Annotated in this window: 3 protein-coding genes; 2 read left to right on the top strand and 1 reads right to left on the bottom strand. The window is 54.2% G+C overall.

Annotated elements, in window-relative coordinates; translation table 11 throughout:
* Positions 1-609: 609 nt before the first annotated feature.
* Positions 610-1,674, bottom strand: a complete 1,065-nt coding sequence (locus ACRXB1_RS32010) for a sugar-transfer associated ATP-grasp domain-containing protein (RefSeq protein ID WP_449494313.1) — start codon at positions 1,672-1,674, stop codon at positions 610-612.
* A 586-nt stretch (positions 1,675-2,260) separates the two neighbouring features.
* Between ACRXB1_RS32010 and ACRXB1_RS32005 the strand changes: the two genes are divergently transcribed.
* Together ACRXB1_RS32005 and ACRXB1_RS32000 are read left to right on the top strand one after the other, a co-directional pair.
* Positions 2,261-3,271, top strand: a complete 1,011-nt coding sequence (locus tag ACRXB1_RS32005; protein WP_375507725.1) for a glycosyltransferase family 2 protein — start codon at positions 2,261-2,263, stop codon at positions 3,269-3,271.
* A gap of 53 nt (positions 3,272-3,324) precedes the next feature.
* On the top strand, positions 3,325-4,186 hold an 862-nt coding region (locus ACRXB1_RS32000; protein WP_449494312.1), incomplete at its 3' end, for an oligosaccharide flippase family protein.

Raw genomic sequence — 4,186 nt, 5'->3', positions numbered from 1 at the left:
TGCAGCCGGAGGCTGTGTGACGGTGACCGCGCTGCTCCCGGTGGGCGCTGCGGCAACACTTACGCCTTTAGAGGCCGCTGAGGAGTCCGAGCTGCCACCGCCGCCTCCGCATCCGGCGAGCGCATAGCTGCCGCCGAAGGCGCAAACACGACTCAAAAATGAACGGCGACTGAGCATGACGAGTTTCTCCAACGTCGGAGTGGTCGACGAAAAGTTTTTGTATGACGAATTACGAGCCAGACACAGCTTGGCTTCGATGGGGTACCGACGAGCTCGCCTACTGATAAATTGCATGGCGGTCAGCCGGGATGACGGCGATAATCCGCGCGCATCTTCAACCGCATTAACGGCAATGACGTCCGAATGTTTAGCGTCTGCTTAAATTTTTTTTTAACGGACGCGCGAATGAATAACTGCGGGCGGCGTTTTGAAGAGGATTGGGAGAGGATGATGAGGGCGAGTAATCTGCCTGCACTCCTCGCAGGCGAGCCCGGAAAACGGGCCGATTGCCCACAATGGTAGCAATCCTAACTAATTAAACAATGATCTTCGCCGCGCGGAGCGCGAAGATCAACAGATAAGATGAAGCCTGAAAGCGTGTGCTTTGATTCAGCTCTTCCGGGAGGGTTTCAACCGCTCCCATCGCAAGTCGGAGAAACAGGGACCTTGCGTGGCCTCGCTGAACTTGACGTCGTTATGTTCGGCGTTCCATTCCATGACCTGAACATTGCCGTTCATATCGACGGTCAAATCCCATCCGACGCATCGGGCAAAGGGAATTTTCTTGTGAAGTTCAAGCACGGTGCTGACGCATTTCGAAAAGGCCGGTACGCTCAGGCCATCGAACTTGATTCTGGAATCCGGATGCTCATCGAGCGCCATCCAGTTCGCCAGGTAACCTTGCGCGTACAGTTTGCCGTCAGCCAGATCCACGGGCACGCAAATCTCGCTGTCCGGTTGAATGTGAGTATCTGCAACCCGGCCAAGGCGTAAAAAGCATGCACGAATGGAAATCAGCCCGGCATCATCTACGACTGATGTAATCCTTAAAGTCGCCACAGCATTCGATGCGAAATCATTAAACAACTGATGTTGAACAATGAATCGCTGAATTACGCCATTTCCCAACGTCTTTATGCTGCCGACACTGAAGGTTTCCCGGTCGAAAAAGAAAACGCCCTTTCCTTGGAACGAACTGTCGACTTTAAATACGATTTTTTCCGTGTTTCGGAAAACAAATGCTTCGACCTCAGCTTCAGGAACTGCAACATGATCAGAGGTAAAGAACAGCCCATTAACAAAGTAAGCGATATCCGGAAAAGTATCGCTGCTAAAAATAATGCCGGATAAGGGCTTGAGGCTGGATATCTTTCCGTACGGTCCTTTCATTCGGGGTACGACGACGCTCCCATAATAATTATCGGGAATCCAGCCCTCCTTGAACGTTCCAGTGAACGCGGCATAGACGCGGAGCCAAGGTGCATAACGGGCATTGCCGAGTACCTCCTGCGCGTAAGCATCAGCCAGCCTCAGGTTGACCGGGTCAGTCTTGCCATTTTTCTTCTCAAGCGTCTTGAATATGATTCGGGCCTGCGACTCATGATCCTTGTCGAACTTGTGGCGTGCCGCTTTTTTAATGGATTTTCTGACTAATGTCTCAACATCAACGCGCATCGTGCATTTCCAGAGTTTTGTATGGATTTATTTAGGACGCCAATACTACCCCGGGCGCCCCCTTCTTCCCAAGCATACCCGGAATCCTCCGTCGGCAGGCGCACAGTAAGTCACGAATTACCCGTATTGGTCAAGATACATAATGAAAATGTAAGGCAATATAATGTAGTTGTTAAGAATTACTGAGCACATGCGGATACCACCATTTCGTTACAAACTTATTGCAGAAAAAGATAAGAAGCCGAACGCGAAAATCCACCGCTAATTCCTCAGCTTAATCGGCCAATAGCTCCGGACTTTGCGCCGGGCAAAGGCGTCTGACGTTCTCGGCGGTTTATGCTTCACTGCAGCATAGTAGTTCGCTCCAAGCACGAATTTCGGGTCCCAGGTCGGCTTGTTGCAAGGCTTGGCGCATCGCGCAAAATCGCGTCTCAAGTCCTGATCCTGACTTCCAACCACAGTCCTTCAATCACCTGCACTTTCGAGATCTGACGAAATTGCGACGTCGCATGAGCCGATTTTGTTGAATTGGCCTGACAGACTCTCTCGATTGCCGCATGGAATCTCTAGCCAGCACCGAGGCCCTATGGAACCCGTCACGATCGTCATCTGCAACTACAACTACGAGCGCTTTCTCACGCAGGCAATCGAGTCGGCGCTTGCCCAGGACTATCCGGCCACGCGCGTGGTGATCGTCGACGACGGTTCGACCGATGGCTCGCGGGCGCTTATCGATGGATATGGATCGCGTATCTCGGCGGTCTTCAAGGAAAACGGAGGCCAGGTCTCGGCCTACAATCGCGCCGTGGATATCATCGATACGGACCACGCGATCCTGCTGGATTCAGATGACCTTCTCTATCCCAGTGCCGTGTCTGACGTGATGCGCGTCTTCCAGAGCGGCGACTATGCGAAGGTCCAGTTCCGCCTGGACGTGATCGACTCCGCTGGCGGTCTGATGGGAGTACACGTACCGCATTCGGAGCCGCCGGCGGATTGCGGCACGTTGCTAAAGCGCGGCTGGCTGTACCCGTCGCCGCCGGCATCGGGCAATGCGTATCGCGTCAGTGCCTTGAAGCAGATTTTTCCGGTGCCCGAGTCAGCCATCAACCGCTACGGCGCTGATTTCTACGCCATATACGGTGTCGTGTTGCTGGGTTCCGTCGCAACGATTCCCAAGTCGCTCGGTGGATATCGGGTGCATCATACGAGTGCGCCCAGCGTGTCGTTTGCAAACGCAGAGAGCATGGTCAAGGGATCGAGCGCGCTCAGCATGCGATGGGCGACCTTGCAGAACATTGCACACTCGCGCCTGAAAGTCGATTTACCGGTATCGTTTCACGACTTCTCTCACGAGAAGGCGCATTTTTGCTCCCGCGTGTATCAGGCGCCGCTTGCAACTCGCTGGGGCTGGATGATGAGAGAGTCGCGCAGTTATTTGCATTCGATTATTGCAAACCCTTTCTGGAGCCTTAAAAAGAAAGTCGGGACGCTCGTGTTGTCGAGCATGTGCCTCGTACCTTATTCACCCTTGTCGGATTTCGCGGTCCGTTATATTGCCAACCCGCTAGGTCGCCGTCGCGCAGCAGCACGCTAAGCTTCGCAACAAGGCGATAAATTACGCCGCCTGGCGGGCTTAAACAAAGAAGTATGGATAAAAAAGAAAACGCCAAGATCCTAGTGTTCGTGTACGGCGGTTATGTGATGAGGTATCTCTATCTCATCATCGTCATTCCGTTTTATGGGCGGGTGCTTGGCGTGGCGGAATATGGGCGCGTGCTTGCGGCCATGTCACTCATGAACGTGATCTGGATGCTTGCAAGCTACGGGTTCACTTTCGTCGGCATGCGCGATGTCGCGAAGTCTCCTGAGCGCAGCCACCATAACGATGTGTTCTCCCTGCATTCGAGCGCACGGATATTCACCGGTGCGGTCGGTCTGGCCGTAGGTGTCATCGCCACGCTGTGCTCGCCTACGCTCTCCGAGCGGCCTCTAATGGGGCTTTTGGCAACCATGCTCGGGCTTGTGTCCGCATTGAACCTGGGCTGGCTGTTTCAGGGACGCCAGCGTTTTCGCACGCCGATCATCATTGAGGTCATCGGCTTTGCGATCAGCCTCGTTCTCATTTTATCGATAGTCAGAGGACCGCAAGACTCGGTATGGGTCGTCGCGAGCCTGCTGATTGCGGGCGTGATTTCATCAGTGATTTCGTACGGTCTGACGTTTGCACATGTGGGCTTGCCGAAATTTCGGGTGAGCGGCGTGATGGACCTGATGCGCGGGTCCACCATGTTGTTCGCTTATTCAACGGGGTCGGCGGTGCTGACGGCGTCGTCGACTTATTTGCTTACGTTGCTGTCTTCGCCGGATCAGGTGGGATATTTCGGCGCCGCCGAACGTTTTGCGACCATTGGGTTGAGCTTGATGGGTCCGGCCGCCCAGGTATTTATCCCGACCATCTCGCGGCAACTCGCACAAGGCGACACCGATGGCGCCCGCGCCAGCAGCCGGA

This window comes from Caballeronia sp. M23-90 (assembly GCF_053574605.1).
This window is presented reverse-complemented; position numbering and strand designations above follow the sequence as displayed.